The organism is Janthinobacterium leeuwenhoeki, assembly GCF_051380795.1.
In the GTDB taxonomy this organism is placed as follows: domain Bacteria; phylum Pseudomonadota; class Gammaproteobacteria; order Burkholderiales; family Burkholderiaceae_D; genus Janthinobacterium.
Genome location: NZ_JBNYXT010000007.1, coordinates 208,625 through 230,014, shown reverse-complemented (window position 1 = coordinate 230,014; position 21,390 = coordinate 208,625). Strand labels below are relative to the sequence as shown.

Here is a 21,390-nt window from a genome sequence, read left to right as displayed (position 1 = left end):
GGCCGACGATCTCGCTGATGCGCCCGTTGAAGCGCTCAACCATGCCGTTCGTTTGTGGATGGCGTGGCGGAATCAGCCGATGCTCAATGCCAAACTGCTTGCAGAGACGATCAAAGACATGATGGCCACTGGGTTCCCTCTTGCGGCTCTGGCTGGTGAAACGATCCGTGAACTGGCTGCCGTTATCGGTGAGCAGTTTGACGATCTTGACGGGGCAGGCCTGTTTCACTTTGTTCAGGAAGTCGACGCTGCTGCAGTCACTTTGGTCGGCGTAGATTGCCATGTAGACCCAGCGTGTAGCGCGGTCAATGGCGACGAACAGATAACGCCGCTGTTGCTCGTCGGGCATCTGTGGCAAGTACTTGATATCTATATGTAAAAAGCCCGGTTCGTAATCCTTGAAGGTTTTCTTGGTGGCCGTTCCGGCAGGCAGTTCCGGTACCAAGTCACGCAGATCGGACACGCCATGTCGGCGTAAGCAGCGTCCCAGGCCAGCACGTGATACGGCCGGATTAATGAATTCGCGGGTAATGCTCAGCAGGTCATCGGTGGGCAACAGCAGCGTGCGGCGCAACTCCACGACGATGAGTTCCTGGTCGGGCGTCAGCGTGGTGTACATCGTTTTGGGACGATGGGAAACATCATCAACGCTGTCCCTGTCCTGCCACTTGCGAATGGTCTGGCGACTGACGTTGTACAACCTGGCCAACTCGGCCTGGGACAACGTAGAGTTCTTGATTTCTTCTCGGATCAGGTGAGTTGTCCGGGCGCGGCTATGCAGGGCTTGAGTCATGAGAAGGCTGCTGATTGAGGTTGTCCAACAGTGTACGCAAAACGTGTCTGGCTTTGAATAGCGGCCAGCTACGGCGGGGTACATAATCACACGACTCTAGACACTTAGATCGCTTTGGCTGCCTCTCGCCAGTGATTGCTGGGATTTAGCGATCAAGGATGCTGAACCACTGAAAATTCACGTCTGCCCACTTCAGTGCAGCGAGCTCTTCAAGTCTGGCAGCGGTAAGCAGCAGAGCTTGGAGATAGACGGCAATGAGCAGATTTCCCATCTTGCGCACTGCGCTGTACCATAGTTGTAGCATCTCGCATTGAAGAACGTCATGGTGCCGCTTCTCCTTACCCAAGCTTTCGCATACTCGCGCGCTCTTCGTCGGATTGGTAGTAATCATGTATTGCGCGCAGCGTGTGCGCCTGAATCCCCCCTCCCTGGAAATCCTACACAGGCCCTACATGCAAGCGAGACACAAGCTGAAATGACAAAGGGCTACAAGCCGAAGCGTGTAACCCTTTGATTTACTGCGAATACTTGGTGCCGTTGGCCGGAATCGAACTGGCGACCTTCACATTACGAATGTGCTGCTCTACCAACTGAGCTACAACGGCGAAGACCCACATTCTACAAACAATGCACAAAATTTGCTAGTGTCAACGCGAACTTTTTTGCATTTTTTTCGCGGCCCGGCTGCGGGCCGCTGAAAATCGTGGAAAAGTGCGGCTTTTTACTCGGCGTGGTAGGCCGTGACGCGGGCCACTTCGTCTTTCGAGCCGAGGAAGACGGGCACGCGCTGGTGCAGCTTGTGCGGGGCGATGTCCATGATGCGCTGCTGGCCATCGGTGGCCGCGCCGCCAGCTTGCTCGACGATGAAGGCCATCGGGTTCGCTTCATACATCAGGCGCAGCTTGCCCGGCATCGAGGTGTCGCGCAAATCGGCCGGATACATGAAGATGCCGCCGCGGTTCAGGATGCGGTGCACGTCGGCCACCATCGAGGCGATCCAGCGCATATTGAAATTGGTGCCGCGCGGGCCCGTGTCGCCGGCCAGCAGTTCATCGACATAGCGTTTCACGGGAGGATGCCAGTGGCGCGCGTTCGACATATTGATGGCGAATTCCTTCGTCGTCGGCGGAATCTGCATATTGCTTTGCGTAAGAACCCACGAACCCATCTCGCGGTCCAGGGTGAAGCAGTTCACGCCATTGCCGAAAGTCAGCACCAGCATGGTTTGCGGGCCATACACGGCGTAGCCAGCCGCCACTTGCTTGGCGCCCGCTTGCATGAAGTCCTGCTCGGTCGGCTGCCCCATGCCGTCCGGCGCCTTGAGTACCGAGAAAATGGTACCGATCGAGACGTTGACGTCGATGTTCGACGAGCCATCGAGTGGGTCGAACAGCAGCATGTATTCGCCCTTCGGATAGCGGTTCGGGATCGGGTGGATCGATTCCATTTCTTCCGACGCCATGGCCGCCAGGTGGCCGCCCCATTCATTCGCTTCGAGCAAAATCTCGTTGGAGATGATGTCGAGCTTTTTCTGCACTTCACCCTGCACGTTTTCCGTGTCGGCCGTACCCAGTACTTCACCGAGGGCGCCCTTGCCGACAGCGTGACTGATGGTTTTACAGGCGCGCGCGACGACTTCGATCAGCAGGCGCAGTTCGGCCGGAATGCTGTTGTTCGAGCGCTGTTCTTCAACCAGGTATTGCGTAAGACTGATGCGTTTCATGAAATCCCTCTGTTTTGATGATTATTGCGGTGTTAATTGGCCAGCGCCTTGCTGACGACTTCCATCACGTCATTCGACAAACTGACCTGACCGGCGACTTTTTCCAGCGCGTCGCGCATGTGGCTTTGCAGCGCGGGCACGTAACGGCGCCAGCGGTCCATGGAGCGCGCCAGGCGGGCGGCCACTTGCGGGTTCAGGGCGTCGAGCGCGATGACTTGCTCGGCCCAGAAGGCGTAGCCGCTGCCGTCAGCGGCATGGAATTGCGACGGATTGCCGTTGGTGAAATTGAAGATCAGGCTGCGCGCGCGGTTCGGATTTTTCAGGGTGAAGGCCGGATGCGTCATCAGCCGGCGCACGGCTTGCACACCGGTCGTTGGCGCGGCTGCCTGCATGGCGAACCACTTGTCGACCACCAGCGCTTCGTTCTCGAAATCGGCATAGAAGCTGGTCAACGCCGCCTGCGCATGCGGCTGCGAGCCGGAATGAATCAGCGCCGCCAGCGCCGCGGCGCGGTCGGTCATGTTGCCGGCATTGTCGAACTGCAGCCGCGCCAGGTCCAGCTCCGCCGCTTCGGGCGCGATCAACAGATACGACAGGGCCAGGTTTTTCAACGCCCGCTTGCCGGCCGACAGTGCATCCGGGCTGTACTCGCCCGGCGTCTGGTTGGCGTGGTATTGCGCCAGCAATTCAGGCTTCAGCGCGGCCGCGATGGTGCGGCGCATGAACTGGCGCGCCGCATGGATCGCTTGCGGGTCGACTTGCGCCATGCGCTCGGCGATGATGGTTTCCGACGGCAGGATCAAGGCCAGCTCGCGGAAGGCAGGATCGAGGGTTACGTCGGCCAGCAGGGCGCGCTGCGCTTCGATGAAGGTGTCGTCCAGCGCCAAAGCCTCTCCGGCGGCGACGGCGCTGGTCAGTTTCAGCAGGCGCTCCATGGCCAGGCGCTGACCCGCTTCCCAGCGGTTGACCGGGTCGCTGTCGTGACGGAACAGGTGCAGCAGTTGCGCATCGGTGTAATCGTATTCCAGCACCACGGGCGCGGAAAAGTCGCGCAGCAGCGACGGCACGGGCGATTCCTTCACGTTCGTAAAGCGGAAGGTTTGCGACGCTTCGCTCAGCTCCAGCACGACGCTGGTGGTGCCGTTCGACGCCACGCCATCGATCTGCAGCGGCAGGTCGCGGCCGTCCGCGCCCAGCAAGCCGACGGTGACGGGAATGTGGAATGGCAGTTTCTTCGGCTGGCCCGGCGTGGCGGGGCAGCTTTGCGCCAGGGTCAGCTCGAACTTCTGGCTGGCGGCGTCGTAGCGCGTGGATGCGTTCACGATGGGCGTGCCGGCCTGGCTATACCAGCGCTCGAACTGCTTAAAATCGCGGCCATTCGCGTGCGCCATGGCGGCGCGGAAGTCGTCGCACTGCACGGCCTGCCCATCGTGGCGTTCAAAATACAGGTCCATGCCCTTGCGGAAACCGTCGCGGCCCACCAGGGTCTGATACATGCGCACCACTTCGGCGCCTTTTTCGTAGATCGTGACCGTGTAAAAGTTATTGATTTCGACGAAAGAATCGGGACGCACAGGATGCGCCATCGGGCCTGCGTCTTCGGGGAACTGCGCCTGGCGCAGGGTGCGTACCTGGTCGATGCGCGTGACGGCGCGGCCCGTGTCCGTGCCGATCATGTCGGCCGAGAATTCCTGGTCGCGGAACACCGTCAAGCCTTCCTTCAGCGACAGCTGGAACCAGTCGCGGCACGTGACCCGGTTGCCGGTCCAGTTATGGAAGTATTCATGGCCCACCACCGCTTCGATGCCCGCGTAATCGACGTCGGTCGCCACGCGCGAATTGGCCAGCACATACTTGGTATTGAAGATGTTCAAACCCTTGTTTTCCATGGCGCCCATATTAAAATCGCCCACGGCGACGATCATGAAGCGGTCCAGGTCCAGTTCCAGGCCGAAGCGCTCCTCGTCCCAGCGAATCGAGTTTTTCAGCGACTGCATGGCGTAGTCGGTTTTATCGAGGTTGCCCTCTTCCACCCACACCTGCAGCAGCACTTCGCGGCCCGACTTCAGGGTGTAGCGCTCTTCCTGACACACCAGGCGCGCCGCCACCAGGGCAAACAGGTAGGACGGTTTCTTGAACGGGTCTTCCCACTTGGCGTAATGGCGGCCGTCACCGAGGTCGCCCTCTTCGATCAGGTTGCCGTTCGATAGCAGCACCGGATATTTATCCTTGTCGGCGCGCAGCATGACCGTGTACCTGGCCATCACGTCAGGGCGGTCCGGGAAGAAGGTGATGCGGCGGAAGCCTTCGGCTTCGCACTGCGTGAAGAAATTGTGGTTCGACACGTACAGGCCGGACAGCGAGGTATTGTCTTGCGGCGCCAGCACGGTTTCGATATCGAGCGTAACATCGTCCGGTGCCTTGGGGATGGTCAGCATGCCGGCCGTCAACCTGTACTGCGACGGCTTCAGCACTTTGCCGTTCAGGCGCACCATCACCAGTTCGATATGTTCGCCGTGCAATTCGATGCTGCGGCTGCTGCTGGCGGGGTTATGGCGCATGCGGATCCGGCTCGCCACCACTGTGCGGGCTGGATCAAGATCGAAACCAAGTTCGACGCTGTCGACCAGGAAGCTGGGCGGCGTGTAATCTTTGCGGTAAATCGTCTGAGGGCTGTCTGTGCGCATAGGGAATGGGTGGGAGCGGAGGCAAAAGCCTATTTTACCAACACCAGCCCCCGATAGTCGCGATTCAGCTCAGGAATGTTGGATTCCCTTGCACTCAGACATGCCAGGTAACATTCTGTAATAATGAATGGAAACAAATAGAACTATTCTTATAATACTAAGCGATGAATTGTGTCTACTATCAGGAGGTCATGCAATGAAACGTTATCTCACCATCATGATGGCCGCATTGACCGTGTTGCTGACCGGATGCGCCACCACCATACGCAGCGATGTCACCGTCTTCCATGAATGGCCTGCGCAATTGCAGGACAAATCGTATGCGTTTGAAGCGCCAGCGGCGGAAAACGACACGCTGGAATACCGCAGCTACCAGAACCTGGTGCGCGCAGAACTGGCCAAGCACGGCTTCGGCGAAGCTTCCGGCCCGGCGGCAGCCAATTTGCGCGTGGCGATGCAGTTTTCCACCGTCGACTATCCTGAACGCGTGCTGCAGGCGTCCGATCCATTCTGGTATGGCCCTGGCTACTGGCCTGGCCGCTACGGCGCGTGGCCAGGCTATGGCCGCTTCAGTTACAACCCCTACTGGTATGGTCCGATGGATCTGGAAGAAAGCGTGCGCCATAAATATGAACGCGAATTGCGCGTGACGATCAATGACCGCAACGGCAAGAAACTGTACGACGTGACCGTGCAATCGACCAGCAACAAACGCGCCACCCCGCAGGTGATGCCGGCCATGGTGGCCAGCGCCTTTGCCGACTTCCCCGGCCAGAGCGGCGTGCCCCGTAAAGTCGAAGTCAAGGTGGAATAACTGAAAGCGCCAGTCAAAACCTACTGCGCGTCGTGATCTACGGCCTGCGATGCTCACTGTACCTTCGTACAGTTGCGCTTCTCGACCGCAGCTCCCTTCCGCTCGCTACGGTTTTGTCAGGCGCGAGAAGTCTGGAGTATTTTTAAAAAACCGGCTTGTGCAGCAATGCGCAAGCCGGTTTTTTTATGTCTACGTTTTATGCCTATGAGTAATACGCCTCGGCGGCAAAGGTGAGCACGCCGATCAGGGCCACGGCCAGTAACAGCACGATCAGCAGGCGGCCGAACTTCGGCGTGCCGTCTTTTTCGCTGCCGCCGCTCATGGCACGATGATGGTCGAACCGGTCGTCTTGCGCCCTTCCAGGTCCGTGTGCGCCTGGGCAATATTGGCCAGGCCGTAACGCTGGTTGATCTCGATCTGCACTTCGCCACTGCTGACGACGCCAAACAGCGAGGCCGCCATCTCTTCCAGGTTCGCGCGGTTGGAGGCATAGCTGAACAGGGCCGGGCGCGTGAGGAAGAGCGAGCCGCGCGAGGCCAGCTCACTGAGGGTGAAGGCGGGCACGGGACCGGACGCGTTGCCGAAGCTGACCATCATGCCCAGCGGCGCCAGGCAGTCGAGCGAGCCCGTAAACGTATCCTTGCCGATGGAATCGTAGACCACCGAGACGCCCTTGCCGCCCGTGATCTCGCGCACGCGCTCGACGAAGTCTTCCGTGTTGTAGTTGATGACGTGGGCCGCGCCGTGCGCCTTGGCCAGCGCTGCCTTCTCATCGGAACCGGCCGTGCCGATCAGGTTCACGCCCAGCACCTTCGCCCATTGGCAGGCAATCAGGCCGACACCGCCCGCAGCCGCGTGAAACAGGATAGTATCGCCCGCCTTTAAGGCTACCGTGCGATGGAACAGGTATTGCACCGTCAAGCCTTGCAGCATCATGGCGGCGGCCGTATCGAAAGCGATGCGCTCGGGCAGCACCAGCAGCAAGGCCGCCGGCAAGTTACGCTGCTGCGCATACGCGCCATTGATGCGCGCCGCGTAGGCCACGCGGTCGCCGATTTTCACTTCCGTGACGCCCTCGCCCACCGCCTCGACGATGCCCGCGCCCTCGACGCCGAGGCCATTGGGCAGCGGCTGCGGATACAGCCCCGTGCGGAAATACACGTCGATGAAATTGAGGCCGATGGCCTCGTGTTTTACGCGCGCCTCGCCTGGACCGGGCGGCGGCAGTTCCACGTCCACGTATTCCATCACTTCCGGGCCGCCCACGCGCTGTACGCGAATGGCTTTGGTGGTGATCGTTGCGCTCATGCTCATCTCCTCATCTAGGTGAATCAGGCGGCCGCGTTGGCCAGTGCCTGCAGCTGCGACAGCACCAGGTGCGCCGACGACAGATTCGTCGCGCACGCCACGTTGTGCACGTCGCAGGCGCGCACCAGGGCGTTGATGTCCGGCTCATGCGGCTGCGGCGTCATCGGGTCGCGCAGGAAGATCACGCAATCGATCAAGCCTTCCACCAGCAGCGAGCCTATCTGCAAGTCGCCGCCGAACGGGCCGGAATGCTTGCGCTCCACTTGCAAGCCCAGCTCGTTGATCAGGCGGCCGCCCGTGGTGCCCGTGGCCGACAGTTCGCAACCCTTCAAAAAGTCCAGGTATTCGCCCGCCAGGGTAATCATGTCATCTTTTTTCTTGTCGTGGGCAATCAGGGCGATGCGTGTTTTCATGGTGAGGACCATTTCAGTGGGTGGAGGAATTATTTCTTTTTCGACAGCAAGTAAATACCGGCCAATACGAGGCTGGTGCCAGCCAGTTGCCAGTTGGTGATCGGTTCATCGAGGATCATGGCGCCCAGGAACAGGGTCGACACGGGGCCGATCATGCCCGCCTGCGAGGCGACGGGAGCGCCGATGCGTTCGACGGCGATCATCGTCATGAAGACGGGCATCACCGTGCAAAAGATGCCGTTCAGCAAGGACAAGCCATACACGGGCATGGGCTGAATCAGCAACTCGACGGGGCGCAGGATGAAAAACTGGGCGATGCACGCAAAGCTGGCCACGCACATCGCGTAGGAAACGAGCCGCATCGAGCCGATGCGCTTCACCAATTCGCCGGAGCCCAGCAGATACACGGCATACGCACAGGCCGAGCCCAGCACGAGAGTCGACCCCAGCGCCACATTGCTGGCGCCGCCCTGCAAGTCGTGCACGAAGACCAGCACGATGCCGCAATACGAGGTGAGCAAGGCCAGCCACTGCAAGCGGCTGATGCTCTGCTTGAAGTACACGGTGGTAATCAGCAGCACGAAAGTGGGCGTGAGGAACAAAATCAGCCGTTCCAGTCCCACAGAAATGTATTGCAAGCCAAGAAAATCCAGATAGCTGGACAGGTAGTAACCGACGAGACCCAGCCCAACGAGGCGCCAGCGGTCGCTATTCGACAACGGCGGCTCCGTGCGCATCTTCCACCAGGCGATGACGGCGAAGACGGGTAGCGAAAAGATCATCCTGAAGGCGATCAGGGTGACGGCGTCGATCTGGTAGCGGTACAGCAGCTTGGCGACGATGGCCTTGGTGGAAAACAGCACCGCCCCGCCCACGGCGATGGCCAGGCCACCGAGGTAGAGGGAACGGGGAAGCGAAGATGGGGTTGCTTGCGGGGAACTGGAGCTCATGCCCAGATTGTAAGGCAAAAGCCAAAGGCGACTGATAACCCCAACAGCAAATACTGGGGTCGGACCCTGAGGGTCCGACCCCGGCCCTTGCCTTGGGGTAGGGCGTAGGTCGGGTTAGCCCAAAGGGCGTAACCCGACAACACCACCATTGCCCGCCTTTACGCCACCACCACCGCCGCCGCGCCCGCCGTCACTGTCGCCGTCGTCACCCTTGCAATCACCTTGCTTGGTGCCGCCATGCCGATCAGTTTATTTACCTGCTTGAACTGCGCCACCAGCTTGCCCGGCGTCAAGGTCACCACCGTGTAACCCTGCGCGTCCGTGTTCAGATGCTTGATCCACGGATTGTTGCCCAGGCCGGACAATTGCTGCGCCAGGCCCAGCAGGGTCGTATTGAAGTCAGCGCTCGCTTTCAAGCCCGCCTGTACGGCTGCCACCGTCGCATCGAGCTGCGCTTCCGGCATGCCCTTGGCGGCCAGGGCGCCGCGCAGTTGCACGCGCAACTGCTCGAGCAGGCTGTCGACGGTAGGTGCCGCCTTGCCCATGGTGTAGTCGAGCAGGTTGATGTCGAGGTTGAGCGTACCCAGGCCCGTCACGGGAATCGCCAGCGGATAACTGACGAGGGTACCGATATCGCCCATGCTGCCGGCAGCCGACTTCAGGTAGCTGAAGAAGGAATCCGAGCTCACGCCCGCCGACACCAGATCCACCATGACAGGCGTGCCGCCGCCAGCCGCATCGAAGTCGTCGCTGACCGTGCCGGCAAAGAAGGAGTGGATATCGCCGGTCAGGGCCACCACGTTGCCGATGGCATTCGTTTTCAGGTGCGCCATCAAATTCTTGCGTTCGCTGTTGTAGCCATCCCACTGGTCGCAATTGAGCAGGAAACGCGTGAAGAAAGGCGCCAGCGCCGCTTGCTGGCCGGAAGCGGCGACAAAGCTCGATGCCGCGCCCTTGGCCTGCACGTCGGGCTTGATCCAGCCGAAGGCGATCACTTGTGCGGCGGCGGCCGGCGAAGCACTGTTATAGGCAGCTACCGTGATGCCGGCCTGGGCCGCGCTCAAGCCGGCGCCCACGGCAGCGGCGCCTTGCGCGCCGGCGTTGGCTGGCGCGCCGGCAATCGCCATGGCCGCCGTTTGCGCCAGGGTCGTCGATGCGCCCGCCGTCGAGGCAGCCACGATGGCCGAGGCCAGCGGCACGCTGCCGCCCACCAAAGGCAGCGTGCTGGCGATGGCCTTGCCCACGTTAGCCATGGCGCTCAGGGCCAGCAAGGTGGCAATCGCATCCGTGCCATTCAAGCCCATGCGCAGCAATGACACTTCATTGCCCCACAGCTTCCAGGTGGACGTGGCCGCCTTCATCTTGCCTTTCCACCAGTCACGCTGCGTGCTGCCCAGCATGCCAACGGCGGCCAGCGGATCGGCGCCAGCCTTGGTGGCGACGGCCATTTTCTGCCCTTCCACGCTGTCGAACAGCGCCTGCGGCACCAGGTAGCGGCTGCCGACGCTGCCCAAGGGCTTGCCCGTGGCCGGGTTGATGGTCGACTCGGCAATCGCATGGTCGGCACGATACAGGCGCTCGTCCGTCATCACCAGCTGCATCAGTTTGCCGAACTGGAAATCGCGGTAGATCTGGATGTTCTGGAACGTTGTCGCGGCGGCATCGAAGGTGACGTCGGCCGGCATGTATTCGAACCAGGCCTGGTTGGCGCTGCGGCGCCGCGCCGGCTGGTGCAAATCGCTGCCGTCGGCGGCCACGATACCTTCGTAGGTGGACGCGTCCTGCCAGGCGTCGTCCGTGAATTCATGGTCGTCCCAGATGGCGATGAAGGCAAAGCGCTCGTGCACGGCTTGCAGGCGCGTGTCGGTGCGGTATTTCTTGTACAGGTAGCGGTAATCGGCCACCGTGGTGGCGTATTTGGCGCCCGCGTTGCCGCTCTTGTAAGTGCCGTCGGGCAGTTTCAGCTGGTCGTGGCGGCCTTCCACGGCACCGCTCTGGAAGGCCTCGCCCACCGTTTCATAGATGTAATCGCCCAGGTGGACGATGAAGTCGAGCGCCTCGTTGGCGGCGATGTGCGACAGCGCGCCCCAGTGGTTGATGCTCCAGTCCTGGCACGTCAGGTAGGCGAACTGCAGCTGTGCCACGTCGCTGGTCGCGGCGGGGGCCGTCTTGAAGCGGCCCACGTTCGAGCGCACGTCGCCGGCGATGAACTGGTAAAAATACACCTGGCCCGGCTGCAAGCCTGTCACCTTGTGGCGCAGGGTATTGTCGAAATCGGCTTTCAGGGGCAATTTCGCATCGACGATGGGCGTGCCAAGCAGAGCCGTGTTGCCGCCCAGGGCAGCCGTATTGTCGCTGGCACTGACGATCAGCCGCACGGCCAGGTCGGACTTGCCGGCCACGGCGGGCGCGACGGCGTCAAAACTGGCGGGCACGACGCGCGTCCACAGCATGGCACTGTCGGCGCGCGGGTCGCCAGAGGCCACGCTTTGCGGGAATTTCCAGTCGCCGCCCGTAGCGAGAGGCACGCCGGGATCGCTGTAATCGGTGCTGCCGCAGGCGGCGAGGCCGGCAGTGGCCACGGAGACGGTGATAAAGCCTCCCAATTTCAGAAATTGCCGCCTATCCATTTGACTTGCCATGATGTAGCGCCCTCGATATGGTGAAAGCGCGTCACTTTAGCAACAGATTGTGTCATCCTGATGACGGGGCCATGCCGCTTCGCAGGGGGCCGATATGCTAAAATGTCGGCCACAATTGAACACCCGTCTAAGGAAGATTCGACATGGCAGGACATAGCAAATGGGCCAATATCAAGCATAAAAAGGCTGCCACCGATGCCAAGCGCGGCAAAATCTGGACGCGCCTGATCAAGGAAATCACGGTCGCGGCCCGCATGGGCGGCGCCGATGCCATCACCAATCCGCGCCTGCGCCTGGCCGTCGACAAGGCGGCTGACGCCAATATGCCAAAAGACAACGTCCAGCGCGCGATCAACCGCGGCAGCGGCGGCGTCGATGGTGCCAACTATGAAGAAGTGCGCTACGAAGGCTACGGCGTGGGCGGCGCGGCCGTCATCGTCGAATGCATGACCGACAACAAAGTACGCACGGTGGCCGAGGTACGCAACGCCTTCAACAAAAACGGCGGCAACATGGGCAACGAAGGCTCGGTCGCCTTCATGTTCCAGCATTGCGGCCAGCTGCTGTTCGCGCCGGGCACCGATGAAGACAAGCTGATGGAAGCGGCGCTGGAAGCGGGCGCCGACGACGTCATCGCCGATGAAGAAGGCGGCTTCGAAGTCGTCACTCCCGTGCACGATTTCGCCACCGTCAAGGAAGCGCTGGAAGCGGCCGGCTTCAAGGCCGAAGTGGCCGAGGTCATCATGAAGCCGGCGACGGAAACCGTCTACGCGGGCGACGACGCCATCAAGATGCAAAAGCTGATCGATGCGCTGGAGCTGCTGGACGACGTCCAGGAAGTGTTTACGAATGCCCTGATCGAAAATTAAGCAAAAAATAAGCTGTATACCTCAAGGGCGGCAGCGCCGCCCTGCAACCCACATTGAACGAACGGTCCCTATGAAAATTCTGGTAGTCGGCTCTGGCGGCCGCGAACACGCCCTGGCCTGGAAACTGGCCCAGTCCGAACGCATACAGATGGTGTATGTCGCGCCGGGCAATGGCGGCACCGCGCGCGATGCGCGCCTGGTCAATCTCGACATCAGCGACCCGCAATTGCTGGCCGACTTCGTTCAACAGGAACACATCGGCTTGACCGTGGTCGGCCCGGAAGTGCCTCTGGCGGCGGGCATCGTCAACCTGTTCCGCTCGCGCGGCCTGAAAATCTTCGGCCCGACCAAAGAAGCGGCGCAGCTGGAATCGTCGAAAGACTTCGCCAAGGCCTTCATGCAGCGCCACGGCATCCCGACGGCCGCCTACCAGACGTTCTCCGACGTCGCTCCCGCGCATGCCTACATCGACGCCGTGGGCGCACCGATCGTCATCAAGGCCGACGGCCTGGCTGCCGGCAAGGGCGTGGTCGTTGCCATGACCCTGGAAGAAGCGCACCAGGCGGTCGACATGATGCTGTCCGATAACCAGTTCGGCGACGCCGGCGCGCGGATCGTCATCGAGGAATTCCTCGCCGGCGAAGAAGCGAGCTTCATCGTCATGTGCGACGGCAAGAACATCCTGCCGCTGGCCACCAGCCAGGATCACAAGCGCCTGAAGGACCACGACCAGGGCCCGAACACGGGCGGCATGGGCGCGTACTCGCCGGCCCCCATCGTCACGCCGGCCATGCATGCGCGCGTCATGCGCGAAATCATCGTGCCGACCATCCAGGGCATGGCCAAGGATGGCATCACGTTCACGGGCTTCCTGTACGCGGGCCTGATGATCGACGACAAGGGCACGCCGAAGACGCTGGAATTCAACTGCCGCATGGGCGACCCGGAAACGCAGCCCATCATGGCGCGCCTGAAAACCGACCTGGTGACCGTCATGGAACATGCCGTCAACGGCACGCTCGACGCCGTGGAACTGGAATGGGACCGCCGCACGGCCGTCGGCGTCGTCATGGCTGCCGCCGGCTACCCGGACGATCCGGTCAAGGGCACGCAGATCGGCGACATCCCGGCCGAAACCGTCGATTCTGTCACCTTCCATGCGGGCACCCGCATCGAGGGTGAGCGCCTGGTCACCAACGGCGGCCGCGTGCTGTGCGTGGTGGGTCTGGGCGACAGCATCAAGATGGCGCAAAAGCAGGCGTATGAAACCGTGGAAAAAATCCATTTCGACGGCGCCCAGTACCGCCGCGACATCGGCTGGCGCGGTTTGAAGCACTAAGCACGCCCCTGGCGAAAAACGGCGGGGCCGGCGCGGAATGCATCCGCCCCGGCCCGTTTTCATTTTGATTGCCCGCCATTGCTCGCCATGACAAGGAAGTATTGTCCGGCGTGCTTTCGTGCCGCCGGCTGCTGGCCCATGACGACCTTGCGCCCGCTGTCGCAACAAAGGTGCTGGCAGTGTCGGTGCTGCAGCGAGGCGACTTTGCTTTCCAGCGCAGCAAGGAAGGCAAGAACTGCTCAGCAACACCGTAGTTCAGGATAGAACTGGATCAGGCGCAACTTCAATAGTACGCTGGGGAAACGAGATTGCATTGTAAAATTTATCATCTTGATTCTTGATAAACCCACCCTCGATGACAAGCTATCTACCTATGTGCACGCATACTTGCGTCGAAGCGCTTGCGCATCCCGACTTGCCACAGCTCGCCATCGGTACGCCGCTACCCGACACCTTGATGTGCTTGTACCGGCGCCAGATCATGCTGGAAGGCAACTTCACCTTCCAGCGCGGCAGCGAAGAAAGCGCCGGCAAGGGCTGGTCGGTGACGCCGCAGTTTGCCGGCGAACTGCGGCAGGCCAAAGTAAAAGAGTAAGCCATGCATAGCGAACCACCGCACGCATCGCTGCAGCAGTTGCACCAGCTTGGCCTGATCACCGCGCAGCAACTGGACGAGGCCAGCTCGGAACGCGATATCGCCGCCCATGAACGCCTGCACCCGCCCGAGGATCCGGTCGACATGCCGGAACTGGCGCAGGACGCCGACCTGGTCAGCACCCTGGGCTGGCTGCTACTGACCGATCTGCTGCCCAAGAATGACTTCGACCAGCGCGTGGCCAAACTGCCACCCAGGCAACAGGCGCTGGCAGCAGAGGGGGTGCGCCACTACAACCGCCGCGAGGTCGACGCCTTGTACGAGCTCGATTTGCTGAACCAGTTCCAGCGCGATGCTGCACACGCGGCGGTGCCAGCCGACCGCATGTTTTATACGCCCTGGATCGCCATGCGCTGGCTGGTGGTCAACGACATCCTGCCAACGGCGCAGTTCGAGGCGCTGGAAGTGCACGTGCGTGAACATGGCAGCGAACTGGCGCGCGAAGTCATGGAAGCGTCCAGGCTACGCCATGGTCACGACCGCATCCCGTACAAGCGCCCACCGGCCTGGAAAGGCGCGCTGATCGTGCTGGGGTTGATCCTGGTGACGTCCGTCGTGTATGGCTTGCTTACCGGTGGCCTGCAGCCATGAGCACCGATCCACGCCTGCTACCGCTGGCAGAACTGCTGCGCCTCGGCCTGATCACCAGCGACGAATACGACGATACGCTGGCCGAGCTGGAGATCATCGAGCTGCAGCGCGCGCACAATGCTGCCGAAGACATTGATGTGCCGGAACTGGCGATGAATGCCGACCAGGTCAGGACGCTGGCCTGGCTGCTGAGCGCCGAACTGGTGCCCGAGGAGCGTTTTTTCAAGATGCTGCACAAGCTGCCCGCCGATGAACCACGCCGGCAACTGGCCAGCGCCGCGCTGCAGCAAGTGAACCGGCAGGCGGTCGACGCGCTGCACGAGCAGAACCTGATCAACCCGTGGCAGCGCGACGCCGCCCACAACAGCCTGCCAGCCGATCACCTGGCCGCCACGCCCGTCGCGGCCTTGCGCCATATGCTGAAACAGGGCACGCTATCGCCGCTGCAATACAAGGAGCTGCAAGCGCGCACACGCGCGAACGGCTCGCAACTGGCGCGCGTGATCGTCGATGCTGCCGGCAAACCGCCGGCCCAATATGGTCGGCGCGCCGCGCGCCCGTTCAACGTCCTGATGATAGTGCTGATACTGGTGATGCTGATGAGCGTGGCGATTGTGGGACCGTTGTGGTTCAAGCGCGGGCAGCCAACGCCTGTGGCACCGCTGGCGCAGCCGGTCGACACGGTGGAACGCGACGACCTGCAGCAGCGTGCGGCGCAAGCAATCGACGCCGCCCGCCAACCGCGCCTTGACAGCGTGCAATATGATGTCCATGTGGTGCAGGACAAACCACCTCAGTAAAGCAGGGCGGGCAACAGCATCGCCGGTTTTGCTATCACAAAAATCCGCAACAGGGTACAATCCCTCCTCAGTTTTTTATTCCGCCTTTCACGGCCCCCAAGATGTCGTCAACTCCCTCTGCTTCGGCTGTCAAGGCCTATTTGCTCAATTTGCAAAGCCGTATCGTGCAGGCGCTCGAAGCGCAGGACGGCAAGCCCTTCCTGACCGATGCCTGGCAGCGCCCCGAGGGCGGCGGCGGCATTTCGCGGCTGATCGAGGAAGGCAATGTATTCGAGCGGGGCGGCGTGAATTTTTCGCACGTCACCGGCGCCGCATTGCCGCCATCGGCAGCGGCCGCGCGCCCTGAACTGGGCGGCAAGGCGTGGGAAGCGATGGGCGTGTCGCTGGTGCTGCATCCGCGCAATCCATACGCGCCCACGGTGCACATGAATGTGCGCTTTTTCAGCACCGTGAATACCGATGGCGAAGCCGTATGGTGGTTCGGCGGCGGCATGGACCTGACGCCGTATTATGGCGACGCAGGCGACGTGAAGCACTTTCACCAGGTATGCCATGATGCGCTGGCGCCGTTTGGCGCGGAACTGCATCCGAAGTTCAAGCAGTGGTGCGACGATTATTTCTACCTGAAGCACCGGCGCGAAGCGCGCGGCGCCGGTGGCATTTTCTTCGACGATTTCAATGCCCTGGGCTTTGACGACAGTTTCGCCATGATGCGCAGTGCCGGCGACGCTTTCATCGACGCCTATGTGCCGATCCTGGCGCGCCGCAAGGATACGCCCTATGGCGAACGCGAACGCGATTTCCAGTGCTACCGGCGCGGACGCTATGTCGAGTTCAACCTGGTGTTCGACCGCGGCACCCTGTTCGGCCTGCAGTCGGGTGGCCGCACCGAGGCGATCCTGATGTCGATGCCGCCCGTGGTCAAGTGGCGCTACGACTGGCACCCGGAAGCGGGCAGTGCCGAAGCGGCGTTGTATACTGACTTCCTCGTGCATCGCGACTGGCTGCAGGCGTGACGGAAGCTGGCACGGCGGGTAGTACTGCGAGTAGTACGGCATGCGTGGCGCTGCTGGGCGGCAGCTACGATCCAGTACATATAGGCCATGTCGCGCTGGGCACGCATTTTTCCAGCCTGCTGCACGCCGATGAACTGCGCGTGATTCCGGCCGGCGCGCCCTGGCAAAAGGGTGACCTGGGCGCCACCGGCCAGCAGCGCGCCGAGATGGCCAGTCTGGCGTTTGGCGGCCTGCCCCTGCCGGTCGTGATCGACCGCCAGGAAATCGAGCGCAGCGAACATGGCCAGGCCAGCTACACCATCGATACCTTGCGCCAGGTACGCGCCGAGCTGGGAGCGCGTGCATCCATCGTTTTCCTGATGGGCGCCGACCAGTTGCAGCGGCTCGCGACATGGCGCGAATGGCAGCAATTATTTGAATACGCGCATATCTGCGTCGCGGCCCGCCCCGGCTTCGCGCTGAATGACACCGCAGTGCCGCAAGTGGTCGCCGAAGAATTTTCGCGCCGCCTGGGGTCACTGGAAAGCATCCGCAACACGCCGCACGGTCTGACTTATCTGGCACAGGACTTCGCGGTGGATATCTCCGCCACCGAAATACGTGCGGCATTACAACGGGGGAATCGGGCAAACTCGCTTGTTTCCCCGCTAGTGCTAGACTATATTGAACAACATAATTTATACAAAAGCTAAATGGACATCAAAAAACTGCAAACCCTCGTCGTTGACGCCCTTGAAGACGTCAAAGGCCAAGACATCGCCGTCTTCGAAACGAGTCACCTGACCAGCCTGTTCGACCGCATCGCGATCGTCTCCGGTACCTCGAACCGTCAAACCAAGGCGCTGGCCGCCTCGGTGCGCAACAAGGTCAAGGACGCCGGCGGCGATATCATCGGCATGGAAGGCGAGGAAACCGGTGAATGGGTGCTGGTCGATCTGGGCGACATGATCGTCCACATCATGCAAGCGCCTATCCGCGCCTACTACCGCCTGGAAGAAATCTGGGGCGACACCCCGGTCAAGCTGGGCGCCGCCAAGCGCGCGCCGAAAAAAGCGGCCGGCGACGAGCCGAAAAAGGTCAGCGGCCATCTGGCAGCGAGCAAGGCCAATGTGGAAGCTTCGCCTGTGATCGAGAAAAAGACACCGGCCAAGAAAGCCACGGCAACCACCGCCGCCAAGAAAGCCCCGGCGAAGAAAACCACCGCTTCCAAAGCCGTCGGCAAGACCGTAAAAGTCGCGCCAACCAAGACCGAAGCGGCCGCCGTGAAAGCCTTGAAAGCGCTGCCAGAGAAAAAAGTGCGCGCCCCACGCGCGGCCAAGCCGGCAGCCGATGCTGCACCGGCAAAAACCGTGATCAAGCGTATCAAAAAAGTCGAAGCGTAAGCCTCGATGCAGCTCATCATCGCTGCGGTCGGCCATAAAATGCCGGCCTGGATAGAGACGGGCTTCGCGGAGTATGCGAAGCGCATGCCGCCGGAATTGCGCATCGTGCTGAAAGAAATCAAGCCGGTGGAGCGTTCCGGCAGCAAGACCGCCGCCACGGCGATGGCGCTGGAACGCGAACGCATCGAAGCCGTCCTGCCCAAGGGCGTGCGCATCATCGCCCTCGACGAACGCGGCAAGGACCTGACCAGTGTCGGCCTGTCGCAGCAGTTGATGGCGTGGCAGCAGGATGGCCGCGACACCGCCTTTCTGATCGGCGGCGCCGACGGCCTCGATCCGCAACTCAAGGCACGTGCCGAAGGCATGCTGCGCATTTCCAGCATGACTCTGCCGCACGGCGTGGTGCGCGTGATCCTCGCCGAGCAGCTGTATCGTGCCTGGTCGATCACGCAAAACCACCCCTATCACCGCGTCTGAACTCCCCCATGAAAACGGCTGATCACAAGATCTACCTTGCTTCCAAAAGTCCGCGCCGGCGCGAACTGCTGCGCCAGATCGGCATCGATTTCGAATTGCTGCTGCTGCGCAGCGATGGCCCGCGCGGCGCCGACGTCACCGAGGAAGTCCTGCCCGGCGAATCGGCGCTCGACTATGTCGCCCGCGTGTCGAATGAAAAAGCCGCCTTCGCCTGGGACCTGGTGCGCCGCCGCCACCTGACCCCGCGCCCCGTGCTGGCAGCCGACACCACCGTTACCATCGACGGCGTCATCCTCGGCAAGCCGGCCGACCGCGCGGAAGCCGTGGCGATGCTGCAGCAACTGTCGGGCCGCACGCACGAAGTGCTCACCTCGATCGCCGTGCATTACAAGGATTTCGCGGAACAGCGCACACAGGTGTCGCAAGTACGCTTCGGCCTGCTCTCGCCCGCCTCGATCGCCGCCTATTGCGCCACGCCCGAGCCCTACGACAAGGCCGGGGGCTACGGCATCCAGGGCAGCGCCGCCCTGTTCGTCGAGCATATCGAAGGCAGCCATTCCGGCATCATGGGCCTGCCCCTGTACGAGACGGCGCAATTGCTGCGTGAAGCAGGTTTGCCCCTGCCCTGATCCCGGGTATGATGTCATTCGTTGCCTCCACTCCCGCGCCTCCATGAACGAAGACATCCTGATCAATATCACGCCGCAAGAAACGCGCGTCGCCCTCATCCTGCAGGGCGCCGTGCAGGAATTGCACATCGAGCGCACGCTCACGCGCGGCCTGGCCGGCAATGTGTATTCCGGCAAAGTGGTGCGGGTGTTGCCGGGCATGCAATCGGCCTTCATCGACATCGGCCTGGAGCGCGCCGCCTTCCTGCACGTGGCCGACATCTGGGAAGCACGCGGCCACGACGGCCAGAACACGACCCCGGCGCCGATAGAAAAAATCCTCTTCGACGGCCAGGTGCTGACGGTGCAGGTGATCAAGGACCCGATCGGCACCAAGGGTGCGCGCCTGTCGACGCAGATTTCCATCGCCGGGCGCATGCTGGTGTACCTGCCACAAGACAAGCACATCGGCATCTCGCAAAAAATCGAGAAGGAAGCGGAACGCGAACAGTTGCGCGTGCGCCTGCAAAGCCTGCTGCCGCCCGATGAAAAGGGTGGTTACATCGTGCGCACCATGGCCGAAGACGCGTCCGACGCGGACTTGAAGGCGGACGTCGACTATCTGCGCAAGACCTGGAGCACCATCACGCACGGCGCGCGCACGCGTCCCGCCACCAGCCTGCTGCACCAGGATTTGAGCCTGGCGCAGCGCGTGCTGCGCGACTTCGTCGGCGATGAAACGGCCACCATCCAGGTCGACTCGCGCGAAAACTATGTGAAATTGCGCGAATTCGCGGAAATCTACACGCCCAGCGAACTGACGCGCCTGCAACACTACACGGGCGAACGCCCGTTGTTCGACTTATATGGCGTAGAAGAAGAAATCCTGCGCGCACTGGGCCGCCGGGTCGACCTGAAATCGGGCGGCTACCTGATCGTTGATCAGACGGAAGCGATGACCACCATCGACGTCAACACGGGCGGCTTTGTGGGCGGGCGCAATTTCGCCGACACGATTTTCAAGACCAACCTGGAAGCGGCGCACGCCATCGCGCGCCAGCTGCGCCTGCGCAACCTGGGTGGCATCATCATCCTCGACTTCATCGACATGGACAATGCCGAGCACCGCAACGCCGTGCTGGCCGAACTGAAACGCACCCTGTCGCGCGACCGTACCAAGGTGTCGGTGAGCAATTTCTCGCCTTTGGGCCTGGTGGAAATGACGCGCAAGCGCACACGCGAATCGCTGGCCCACATCCTGTGCGAACCGTGCCCCGCCTGCGCCGGCAAGGGACAAGTCAAGACCTCGCGCACGATCTGCTATGAAATCTTGCGCGAACTGCTGCGCGAGGCAAAACAGTTCAACCCGCGCGAATTCCGCATCCTCGCCTCGCAGGAAGTGGTCGACCTGTTTTTGGAAGAAGAATCGCAGCACCTGGCCATGCTGGGCGATTTCATCGGCAAGAAAATCTCGCTGCAGGTGGAGAATGCCTACCACCAGGAGCAGTACGACGTGATTTTGATGTAGCCATGCCCGGCAGCACCGCCTTCTGGCGCGACCCGCTCCTGCCCCACGTGGAGAGCCGGCGCGCCTGCCACAGCCGGGCGTGCTACAAGCAGCACAGCCATCCCACGTTTTCCATCGGCGCCGTCGACGCTGGCGGCAGCATCTTTGCGGGCAGCAAAGACGGCAAGGTCGCTCTCGGCAATGGCAGCCTGGTGCTGGTACCGGCCGGCTGCGTACACGCCTGCAATCCCCTGCCTGACTCCCTCTGGAGTTACCAGATGCTGCATCTCGATGCGCAGTGGCTGCAAGCACACGCACCGGCGCTCGATGGCGACACGGCGGCGGTGTTGCATTGCCCAGTACTGTACGCGCAGTTTTGCGCCATGAATGCGCTGCTGTTTTCAAGGGCCAGCGCGGCGCAGAAGGATGCGGCGCTGCTGGCGTTTCTGGGCGCCTGCGCCAGTGTCCGCACAGACCTGCTGCCGTCGGAACGCAAGCCGCTGCCACAGCAGTTGGCGCCCGTGCTCGAAACGCTGCAGGCGCGGCCTTCGGCCAGCCTGCGGCAACTGGCGCAAGCGGCAGGCCTGAGCCCGTATCAACTGATCCGCGCCTTCCGCGCCGCCACCGGCATGACGCCGCATGCCTACCAGCTAAATATGCACGTCAACCGCGCGCGCAGCCGCTTGCAGGCAGGGACGGCGCTGGCGCAACTGGCGCATGAGCTGGGCTTTGCCGACCAGAGCCATCTGCAGCGCGTCTTCAAGGCGCATGCGGGCATCACGCCGGGGCGCTATCGCGGCCAAGGCGGCTAAGGCG

Annotated in this window: 20 protein-coding genes and 1 tRNA gene; 13 read left to right on the top strand and 8 right to left on the bottom strand. The window is 61.8% G+C overall.

The features are described 5' to 3' along the window. From ACQ4WS_RS09320 to pepN, 4 genes are all read right to left on the bottom strand, one after another. A partial coding sequence (locus ACQ4WS_RS09320) for a DDE-type integrase/transposase/recombinase (RefSeq protein WP_436475611.1) occupies window positions 1-793 on the bottom strand: 793 nt, incomplete at its 3' end. A gap of 529 nt (window positions 794-1,322) precedes the next feature. Continuing rightward, window positions 1,323-1,398, bottom strand: a tRNA-Thr gene (locus ACQ4WS_RS09315). Window positions 1,399-1,514: 116 nt separating this feature from the next. After that, window positions 1,515-2,516 (bottom strand): class 1 fructose-bisphosphatase, encoded by a 1,002-nt coding sequence (locus tag ACQ4WS_RS09310; RefSeq protein ID WP_436475609.1) that lies wholly within the window; start codon window positions 2,514-2,516, stop codon window positions 1,515-1,517. 32 nt (window positions 2,517-2,548) lie between these two features. Next, a complete protein-coding gene (pepN, locus tag ACQ4WS_RS09305; RefSeq protein ID WP_436475607.1) occupies window positions 2,549-5,203 on the bottom strand; it encodes an aminopeptidase N in 2,655 nt (884 codons plus the stop codon). A gap of 196 nt (window positions 5,204-5,399) precedes the next feature. Between pepN and ACQ4WS_RS09300 the strand changes: the two genes are divergently transcribed. Next, the gene (locus ACQ4WS_RS09300) at window positions 5,400-6,017 is read left to right on the top strand and encodes a DUF4136 domain-containing protein (RefSeq protein ID WP_436475605.1); all 618 of its coding nucleotides are present in this window, start codon (window positions 5,400-5,402) and stop codon (window positions 6,015-6,017) included. A gap of 318 nt (window positions 6,018-6,335) precedes the next feature. On the opposite strand, the gene ACQ4WS_RS09295 is transcribed toward ACQ4WS_RS09300, so the two are convergent. From ACQ4WS_RS09295 to ACQ4WS_RS09280, 4 genes are all read right to left on the bottom strand, one after another. After that, complete coding sequence (locus ACQ4WS_RS09295) at window positions 6,336-7,325, bottom strand: quinone oxidoreductase family protein (protein WP_436475604.1); 990 nt, start codon at window positions 7,323-7,325, stop codon at window positions 6,336-6,338. Between the two features lie 23 nt (window positions 7,326-7,348). Continuing rightward, the gene (locus ACQ4WS_RS09290) at window positions 7,349-7,738 is read right to left on the bottom strand and encodes a methylglyoxal synthase (protein ID WP_436475602.1); all 390 of its coding nucleotides are present in this window, start codon (window positions 7,736-7,738) and stop codon (window positions 7,349-7,351) included. Between the two features lie 29 nt (window positions 7,739-7,767). Beyond that, window positions 7,768-8,688: a DMT family transporter gene (locus tag ACQ4WS_RS09285; RefSeq protein WP_436475600.1), complete on the bottom strand. Its 921-nt coding sequence runs from the start codon at window positions 8,686-8,688 to the stop codon at window positions 7,768-7,770. 158 nt (window positions 8,689-8,846) lie between these two features. Further along, complete coding sequence (locus ACQ4WS_RS09280) at window positions 8,847-11,318, bottom strand: alkaline phosphatase D family protein (protein ID WP_436475598.1); 2,472 nt, start codon at window positions 11,316-11,318, stop codon at window positions 8,847-8,849. Between the two features lie 155 nt (window positions 11,319-11,473). Between ACQ4WS_RS09280 and ACQ4WS_RS09275 the strand changes: the two genes are divergently transcribed. The 12 genes from ACQ4WS_RS09275 to ACQ4WS_RS09220 all read left to right on the top strand — a co-directional run bounded on the left by ACQ4WS_RS09275 (window position 11,474) and on the right by ACQ4WS_RS09220 (window position 21,386). Beyond that, window positions 11,474-12,199 (top strand): YebC/PmpR family DNA-binding transcriptional regulator, encoded by a 726-nt coding sequence (locus ACQ4WS_RS09275; protein WP_034786485.1) that lies wholly within the window; start codon window positions 11,474-11,476, stop codon window positions 12,197-12,199. Window positions 12,200-12,269: 70 nt separating this feature from the next. Further along, entirely contained in the window at window positions 12,270-13,538 is a 1,269-nt protein-coding gene (purD, locus tag ACQ4WS_RS09270) for a phosphoribosylamine--glycine ligase (protein WP_436475596.1), read from the top strand. A gap of 373 nt (window positions 13,539-13,911) precedes the next feature. Continuing rightward, window positions 13,912-14,133: a hypothetical protein gene (locus tag ACQ4WS_RS09265; protein WP_436475595.1), complete on the top strand. Its 222-nt coding sequence runs from the start codon at window positions 13,912-13,914 to the stop codon at window positions 14,131-14,133. A gap of 3 nt (window positions 14,134-14,136) precedes the next feature. Next, window positions 14,137-14,784 (top strand): hypothetical protein, encoded by a 648-nt coding sequence (locus ACQ4WS_RS09260; RefSeq protein WP_436475593.1) that lies wholly within the window; start codon window positions 14,137-14,139, stop codon window positions 14,782-14,784. Beyond that, window positions 14,781-15,584: a hypothetical protein gene (locus ACQ4WS_RS09255; RefSeq protein WP_436475591.1), complete on the top strand. Its 804-nt coding sequence runs from the start codon at window positions 14,781-14,783 to the stop codon at window positions 15,582-15,584. Before ACQ4WS_RS09260 ends, ACQ4WS_RS09255 begins: the two co-directional genes overlap by 4 nt. Window positions 15,585-15,685: 101 nt before the next feature. Beyond that, entirely contained in the window at window positions 15,686-16,600 is a 915-nt protein-coding gene (hemF, locus tag ACQ4WS_RS09250; protein WP_436475589.1) for an oxygen-dependent coproporphyrinogen oxidase, read from the top strand. Further along, window positions 16,597-17,292 (top strand): nicotinate-nucleotide adenylyltransferase, encoded by a 696-nt coding sequence (locus ACQ4WS_RS09245; protein WP_436475587.1) that lies wholly within the window; start codon window positions 16,597-16,599, stop codon window positions 17,290-17,292. The genes hemF and ACQ4WS_RS09245 overlap by 4 nt, the downstream gene beginning before the upstream one ends. Continuing rightward, window positions 17,293-17,982: a ribosome silencing factor gene (gene rsfS / locus ACQ4WS_RS09240; protein WP_436475585.1), complete on the top strand. Its 690-nt coding sequence runs from the start codon at window positions 17,293-17,295 to the stop codon at window positions 17,980-17,982. Between the two features lie 6 nt (window positions 17,983-17,988). Further along, a complete protein-coding gene (rlmH, locus tag ACQ4WS_RS09235) occupies window positions 17,989-18,459 on the top strand; it encodes a 23S rRNA (pseudouridine(1915)-N(3))-methyltransferase RlmH (RefSeq protein WP_034747108.1) in 471 nt (156 codons plus the stop codon). 8 nt (window positions 18,460-18,467) lie between these two features. After that, complete coding sequence (locus ACQ4WS_RS09230; RefSeq protein WP_436475582.1) at window positions 18,468-19,088, top strand: Maf family protein; 621 nt, start codon at window positions 18,468-18,470, stop codon at window positions 19,086-19,088. Window positions 19,089-19,131: 43 nt separating this feature from the next. After that, complete coding sequence (rng, locus tag ACQ4WS_RS09225) at window positions 19,132-20,595, top strand: ribonuclease G (protein ID WP_010401074.1); 1,464 nt, start codon at window positions 19,132-19,134, stop codon at window positions 20,593-20,595. A gap of 2 nt (window positions 20,596-20,597) precedes the next feature. Beyond that, window positions 20,598-21,386, top strand: coding sequence for an AraC family transcriptional regulator (locus ACQ4WS_RS09220; RefSeq protein WP_436475581.1), 789 nt, complete (start codon window positions 20,598-20,600; stop codon window positions 21,384-21,386). The last annotated feature ends 4 nt before the right edge of the window (window positions 21,387-21,390 follow it).